This is a genomic window from Bradyrhizobium sp. 197 (genome assembly GCF_023073375.1).
Lineage (GTDB): Bacteria > Pseudomonadota > Alphaproteobacteria > Rhizobiales > Xanthobacteraceae > Bradyrhizobium.
In genome coordinates this window covers 46,854-54,267 of sequence record NZ_JADPJJ010000068.1, presented here as the reverse complement: position 1 = coordinate 54,267, position 7,414 = coordinate 46,854, and the positions used below count along the sequence as shown (strand labels likewise).

Here is a 7,414-nt window from a genome sequence, read left to right as displayed (position 1 = left end):
GCGCGGATGGAACATGCTCGAAACATTGTCCCGATGCCCCACACAACTCATCCACAAACTCAGCGTCGCCTAACCGAGCAAACGGACCTGGGCAGTTACTAGACAAGGAGCAATGACGAGGAGGAGACGTCGCGAGGTTCATCTGTTATTATTTCTGCGGAAGCGGTCACTCTGCAATGGGAGTTCGAATGAGAGTGCTGGTGATCGGCGCGGGAGCGCTCGGAGGCTATTACGGAGCTTGCCTGGTCCGAGCGGGCGCTGACGTGACCTTCCTGGTTCGGTCCGGGCGGGCGGAGCAATTGCGGCGCGATGGATTGAGGATCGTGAGCCCGCACGGCGACTTTGCCGTACAGCCGAAGCTGGTCCTCGCAAACGATCTCAAGGACCCCTTTGACGTCGTGCTCGTCGGCGTAAAATCCTATTCGCTCGATGACGCGATGAGCCAGTTTTCGCCGGCCGTTGGCGCCAACACGATGATTATGCCGATCCTCAACGGGTTGAAGCATATCGACGCCCTGACTTCGCGGTTCGGCGCCGCGCACGTCCTCGGCGGGCTCGCGAACGTCAGTGCCGGGCTCGATGCGGATGGTCGTGTCGTTCAGTTCATGGCCAATCAGACCATCGTATTCGGTGAGATCGAGGGATCGTTCAGTGAGCGCGTGCTCGCGCTGCAGTCACTGCTCCAGATCCCTGGTATCGACGTGCGCGCCAGCGAATCGATCATACAGGACATGTGGGAGAAATTCGTCCAGCTGAGCACGCTCGCCGGCATCACCTGCCTGATGCGTGCAAGCATCGGAGACATTCTGACGGTGCCGAAGGGCGAGGAGTCCATCTTCCGTCTGTTCGCGGAATGCTGTGCCGTGGCGACGGCCTCAGGTTTTGAGCCACGAGCGCCGTTCATCGAGTTCGATCGGAAGCTTTTCACAACGGCGACCTCTCCGCTCAAGGCGTCGATGCTGCGGGACATCGAGCGCGGCTCCGCGACGGAGGCGGAACATATCCTTGGCGATATGGCCAACCGGGCCCGTGCGCTGGGTATCGATACGCCGCTATTGAATTTAGCGCGCGCGCATGTGGCGGCCTACGAGGTTGGGCGGCAGAGAGCGGCCAGCTAACCCGCCCCGATCAGCGGGATCGCCTCGTCCCGCTCGTAGAGATACAGCAGGCATCGCAGTGCCTCGCCGCGCTTGCCCTTGAGCTTGGGATCGTCCTTCAGGATACGGAGCGCCTCGTCGCGGGCCTGCGTGATGAGCTGGCCGTGCACCTCCGGGCGGGCGATGCGGTAGCCAGGCAGGCCGCTCTGGCGCACGCCAAGCACGTCGCCTTCGCCGCGTAGCTTCAAATCCTCCTCGGCGATCCGAAAACCGTCAGTGGTCTCGCGGATCACCTTCAGCCGCGCCTTCGACATCTCGCCGAGCGGCTCGGAGTAGAGCAGGAGACAGGTCGAGGCCTCCGAGCCGCGGCCGATACGGCCGCGCAATTGATGGAGCTGGGCGAGACCAAAGCGTTCGGCGTTTTCGATGACCATGATCGTCGCCGCCGGCACGTTGACGCCGACCTCGACGACGGTGGTCGCGACCAGCAGGCCGATCTCGTGGGCGGCGAATTGGCCCATCACGCGGTCCTTCTCGGTACCCTTCATCTGGCCGTGGACGAGGCCGACGCGGTCGCCAAACCGCTTTTGCAGGCTTTCGAAACGCTTGGTCGCATTGGTCAGGTGTTCAGTGCCCTCGGCCTCGGACTCCTCGACCAGCGGGCAGATCCAGTAGACCAGTTTGCCTGATAGAAGCGCGCGGCCGATGCTATCGGTGACCTCCTCGATACGGCTCATCGATATGGTGCGGGTTTCGATCGGCTGGCGGCCGGCCGGCTTTTCGCGCAATTCGCTGATGTCCATGTCGCCGAAATAGGTCAGCACCAGCGTGCGCGGGATCGGCGTGGCGCTCAGCACCAGCACGTCGACGGCTGCGCCCTTTGACGTCAGCGCCAGCCGCTCGCGCACGCCAAAACGATGCTGCTCGTCGACGATGGCAAGCGCGAGGTCGTTGAAGATCACATCGTCCTGGATCAACGCGTGGGTGCCGACCAGCAGGTCGATCTCGCCGGCTTCGAGTTGTGCCAGCAGCTCCCGCCGCTCCTTGCCCTTTTCGCGGCCGGTGAGGATCGCGACCCGCATTCCCGCGCGCTCGGCGAGCGGGGCGATGGTCTTGATGTGCTGGCGCGCCAAAATTTCGGTCGGCGCCATTAGCGCCGCCTGCTTGCCGACCTCCGTGACGGCGGCGGCGGCCAGCAGCGCGACCACGGTCTTGCCCGAGCCGACGTCGCCCTGCAGCAGGCGCAGCATGCGCACCGGTTGTTGCAGATCCTCGGCGATGGCCGCCGCGGCATCGCGCTGGGAGATTGTCAGCGCATAGGGCAGGGCGTCGATGATCTTGTTGCGGAGGTGCCCGTCGCCGGCGTTGCGCACGCCGGCCGGGCGGCGCAATTGCGCGCGAATCAGGGCGAGCGCGAGTTGTCCGGCCAGGAGTTCGTCGAAGGCGAGGCGCGACCAGAACGGCTGGTCAGGCAGAATGTCGGTGAGTTCGATCGGCTGATGCACGCGGGTGAGCGCCTCAGCGATCGGCGGGAAGCTGCAGCGGCGCAGCACCTCGGGGCTGATCCATTCCGGCAGCGCCGGCAGCTTCTGCAGGGCCTGCGCGACCGCGCGACGCAGCGAGCCGAGCGCCAGCCCTTCCGTCAGCGGATAGACCGGATCGATGCCCGAGAGTTTTGAAACCGCCTCCTCGTCCAGCACCCGGTCGGGATGCACGATCTGCGGGATGCCGTCATACATCTGCAGCGTGCCCGAGACGTAGCGCTTCTCGCCCACCGGCAGCAGCTTTTCGACAAAGCCTGGCTTGGCTCGGAAGAAGGTCAGCACGACGTCGCCCGTGTCGTCGCTGGCGTGGACGAGGTAGGGCGCGCGCGCATTGCGGGGCGGAGGCGGGCGGTGGCGGTCGACGGTGACCTCCAGCGTCACCATGGTTCCCTGAACGGCGTCGCGAATCTTCGGCCGCGCGCGGCGGTCGATGACCTGGCTCGGCAAATGCAGCAACAGATCGACCAGCCGCGGCGTCTCGTTGCGGCTGAGCAGGTACTGCAGCAGCTTGTCCTGCTTCGGACCGACGCCGGGCAGGCTGGTCACGGGGGCAAACAGCGGATTGAGCAGGCTGGGGCGCATCAGGCGAATCTAGGATCGTTTCGACCCGTCATGCCCGGCTTTATGTAAGGCATCCACGTCTTTTTCGCATCCCCGCGCGGGCAGCGGGCCATGATAAATCGAGGGCTGACATGGACGGTCCGAGTGGCTATACCACCCCCGCCCGGCACGTCCGGGCTTTCGGCGTTTGACTGGAATAAAGACATGACGGGCACGACACGATCGAGCAACGGCCTGGACGACCGCCGCAAGCGGCTTCTGTTCCGCTGCTGGCACCGCGGCACGCGCGAGATGGACCTTATTCTCGGCCGCTTCGCGGATGCCGAGATCGGCAATCTGTCCGATGACGAACTGACGCAGCTCGAGATCCTGCTCGAGGTCAACGATCCCGATCTCTATGCCGCCATTATCGGCGACAAGGTGCTGCCGGCTGATGTCACCGGCGCGCTGTTTGCCCGCATCAAGGCCTACCCGATCGCGGACAGCGACGTATGAAGCAGGGGATGAAATCTCCGGCCGAGCTGCTCACGCCCGGCCGCGCGCTGACGCTTGCCAATGTCGCCGAGGGCGCCGAGGGTCTCGTCGTCTCCGATCTCGCGCGCGCCATCGCGGCGCGGCCGAAGAAGCCGGCCGTCAGTCTCGCGGTGATCTGCCGCGACGGGCCGCGGATGCAGCAGCTCGAACGGGCGCTGCAATTCTTCGCGCCCGATCTGCCGGTGCTGACCTTCCCGGCCTGGGACTGCCAGCCCTATGACCGCGTCTCGCCGCATGGCGGCGTCCTCGCCCAGCGCCTGACCACGCTGGCACGGCTGGCGTCCCTGACCGGCAGCGACAAGCCGCTGATTGTGCTGACTACGGTGAATGCCGCCGTGCAGCGCGTGCCCTCGCGCGATCTCGTCGCGGCGCAGGCGCTGTCGGTCGCGCCCGGCAACGTCGTGCCGATGAACACCATCATCGCCTGGCTCGAGCACAACGGCTACAACCGCTCCTCGACCGTGCGCGAGCCCGGCGAATACGCCGTGCGCGGCGGCATTTTGGACCTGTTTCCGGCCGGTCTCGACCAGCCCGTGCGTTTCGACTTCTTCGGCGACAGCCTGGAATCGATCCGCACCTTCGACGCCGAGACCCAGCGCACGCTGCTGGACATGCGCGCACTCGACCTCGTTCCGATCTCCGAATTCCAGTTGGTCACCGACACCATCCGCCGCTTCCGCATGGGCTATGTCGCCGAATTCGGCGCGCCCGAGCGCGACGATGCGCTGTACGAGGCCGTCAGCGAGGGCCGCCGCCATCCCGGCATGGAGCACTGGCTGCCGCTGTTCCAGGACCGGATGGACACGCTGTTCGACTATCTGCAAGGCGCGGCCGTCGCGATCGAGCCGCAGGCCGAGGACGCCGTCCGCGAGCGCTTCAAGCAGATCCTCGACTATTACCAGGCCCGCCGCGATGCGATGGAGCATCCGGGCGGCGGCGCCATCTACAAGCCGCTGCCGCCTGACAGGCTCTATTTGACCGACGAGGAATGGACCAGGCGCGAAGGCGACATGCCGCTGGTGCGGCTGACGCAGTTTTCGGTTCCGGCTGATGGTACGAGTGTCGTCGATGCCGGTGCGCGTAAGGGCCGAGACTTCGCGCCCGAACGCAACGACACCACCGTCAATGTGTTCGAATCCGTCGTCAGTCACGTGATGGCGCTGCACGCCCAGCGCAAGAAGGTCGTGATCGCGCTGTGGAGCGAAGGCTCGCGCGACCGCATGATTTCGATGCTGCGCGACCACAAGCTGACCCACACCACCAGCGTCAACAGTTGGCGCACGGTGCAGGCGACCCCGCGCAACGAGACCATGCTCGCTGTGCTCGGCCTCGAAAGCGGTTTCGAGACCGACGAGATCGCGCTCATCAGCGAGCAGGACATCCTTGGCGACCGTCTGGTGCGGCCGCGCAAGGCGAGCCGCAAGCTCGACAATTTCATCTCGGAGGTGACGAGCCTTGCCGCCGGCGACATCGTCGTCCACGTCGATCACGGTATCGGCCGCTTCATCGGCCTGCAGACGCTCGACGTCGCCGGGGCGCCGCATGACTGCCTCGAGCTGCATTATGCCGCCGAGACAAAGCTGTTCCTGCCGGTCGAGAACATCGAGCTGCTGTCGCGCTACGGCTCCGACCAGACCACGGTCGAACTCGACCGCCTCGGCGGCTCGGGCTGGCAGACGCGCAAGGCCAAGCTGAAGAACCGCATCCGCGAGATCGCAGGCGAGCTGATCAAGATCGCCGCGGAGCGGCATCTGCACGAAGCGCCAAAGCTGCCGGTGCAACCCGGCCTCTATGACGAGTTCTGCGCGCGCTTCCCCTATGACGAGACCGAGGACCAGCTTGGCGCGATCGAATCCACCCTAAAAGACCTCGAACTCGGCCGTCCCATGGACCGGCTGATCTGCGGCGACGTCGGCTTCGGCAAGACGGAAGTCGCGCTCCGTGCCGCCTTTGCCGTCGCGCTCGAAGGCAAGCAGGTCGCGGTCGTGGTGCCGACCACGCTGCTCGCTCGCCAGCACCACAAGACGTTCACCGAGCGTTTCAAGGGGTTTCCGGTGCAGGTCGCGCAGGCCTCGCGGCTGGTACCGACCAAGCAGCTCAACCTGGTCAAGAACGGTCTCACCGACGGCTCGGTCGACATCGTCGTCGGCACCCATGCGCTGCTCAGCAAATCGATCAAGTTCCGCGACCTCGGCCTGCTTATTGTCGACGAAGAGCAACACTTCGGCGTCACCCACAAGGAACGGCTGAAGCAGCTCCGCGCCGAGGTGCACGTGCTGACGCTGTCGGCGACACCAATCCCGCGTACGCTCCAATTGGCGCTGACTGGCGTGCGCGAGCTCTCGATCATCGCTTCGCCCCCAGTCGACCGCCTTGCGGTCCGCACCTTCGTCGCCCCGCACGATCCCTTGATGATCCGCGAGGCGTTGCTGCGCGAACGCTATCGCGGCGGCCAGGCGTTCTACGTGGCGCCGCGCATCGACGACCTCGCCGAGGTCAAGGATTTCCTCGACAAGAACGTGCCGGAGATGAAGGTCGCGGTCGCGCACGGGCAGATGCCGCCCGCCGTGATCGAGGACATCATGACCGCGTTCTACGACGGCAAGTTCGACATCCTGCTGTCGACCACGATCGTGGAATCCGGCCTCGACATCCCCAATGCCAACACGCTGATCGTGCATCGCGCCGACATGTTCGGCCTGGCCCAACTCTATCAGCTCCGCGGCCGGGTCGGACGCTCCAAGCTGCGGGCGTATGCGCTGTTCACGCTGCCGGCGCAGCAGAAGATCACCGCGCAGGCCGAGCGTCGCCTCACCGTGCTGCAATCGCTGGAGACGCTAGGCGCGGGCTTCCAGCTCGCCTCGCACGACCTCGATATCCGCGGCGCCGGCAATATCCTGGGCGAGCAGCAGTCCGGCCACATCAAGGAAGTCGGCTTCGAACTCTACCAGTCGATGCTCGAAGAGGCGATCGTCAACCTCAAGGCCGGCGTCTCCGAGCCCGCGGCCGACCGCTGGTCGCCCTCGATCACGATCGGCATGCCCGTGCTCATTCCAGAGGATTATGTCGGCGATCTCTCGGTGCGGTTGTCGCTCTACCGGCGCCTCGCCGATCTCGACAGCGAGGAGGAGATCGAGAACTTTGGCGCCGAGATGCGCGATCGTTTCGGCGTGCTGCCGGACGAGGTGCGCTATCTGTTCAAGGTCGCCGCGATCAAGGCATTCTGCCGCCAGGCCAATGTCGGGAAGATCGATGCCGGCCCGAAGGGCGCCGTCATCGCCTTCCGCGACAATTCCTTTGCCCATCCCGATCGCCTGGTGACGTTCATCCGCAGCCACGGCCAGGCCGCGAAGGTGCGGCCCGACATGAAGGTGGTGTTCCTGCAGGATTGGGAAACGCCGGAAGAGCGTCTCGCCGGCACCACGGAGATCATGCGGCAGCTGGCGCAGCTCGCGCACAGCAAGAAGGCGGCGTAGGGCCTGTGGCGTTTCCGGAGGCGGCGTAGCGCGAAACGATGCTCCGCACCCTGATCAAAACAGCGACGTGTGCCCACTTGCGGAATGACCGAACCGTAGTTACGTTCATTTTATCGAGTTTCGGCCGAACGACTTGGCCTCGCCGCTGAAAAGCGCGCCTGACTGACGACTCTCCCTCCAGATCTCGACGACACAGACCGCG

4 protein-coding genes are annotated in these 7,414 nt (G+C 65.1%); 3 read left to right on the top strand and 1 reads right to left on the bottom strand.

Annotated features, from left to right (window positions below; all coding sequences use genetic code 11):
• Window positions 1-188 precede the first annotated feature (188 nt).
• Window positions 189-1,118, top strand: coding sequence for a 2-dehydropantoate 2-reductase (panE, locus tag IVB27_RS15740; RefSeq protein WP_247444388.1), 930 nt, complete (start codon window positions 189-191; stop codon window positions 1,116-1,118).
• Here panE and recG read toward each other — a convergent pair.
• Window positions 1,115-3,223 (bottom strand): ATP-dependent DNA helicase RecG, encoded by a 2,109-nt coding sequence (gene recG / locus IVB27_RS15735; RefSeq protein WP_247444387.1) that lies wholly within the window; start codon window positions 3,221-3,223, stop codon window positions 1,115-1,117. The genes panE and recG overlap by 4 nt on opposite strands.
• Before the next feature lie 183 nt (window positions 3,224-3,406).
• Between recG and IVB27_RS15730 the strand changes: the two genes are divergently transcribed.
• Window positions 3,407-3,697: an FAD assembly factor SdhE gene (locus IVB27_RS15730; RefSeq protein WP_247346849.1), complete on the top strand. Its 291-nt coding sequence runs from the start codon at window positions 3,407-3,409 to the stop codon at window positions 3,695-3,697.
• Window positions 3,694-7,212: a transcription-repair coupling factor gene (mfd, locus tag IVB27_RS15725; protein WP_247444386.1), complete on the top strand. Its 3,519-nt coding sequence runs from the start codon at window positions 3,694-3,696 to the stop codon at window positions 7,210-7,212. The genes IVB27_RS15730 and mfd overlap by 4 nt, the downstream gene beginning before the upstream one ends.
• Window positions 7,213-7,414: the final 202 nt, after the last annotated feature.

Coding starts and splice junctions, on each gene's coding strand:
- panE (WP_247444388.1), top strand. CDS start 189: ATGAGAGTGCTGGTGATCGGCGCGGGAGCGCTCGGAGGCTATTACGGA.
- recG (WP_247444387.1), bottom strand. CDS start 3,223: ATGCGCCCCAGCCTGCTCAATCCGCTGTTTGCCCCCGTGACCAGCCTG.
- IVB27_RS15730 (WP_247346849.1), top strand. CDS start 3,407: ATGACGGGCACGACACGATCGAGCAACGGCCTGGACGACCGCCGCAAG.
- mfd (WP_247444386.1), top strand. CDS start 3,694: ATGAAGCAGGGGATGAAATCTCCGGCCGAGCTGCTCACGCCCGGCCGC.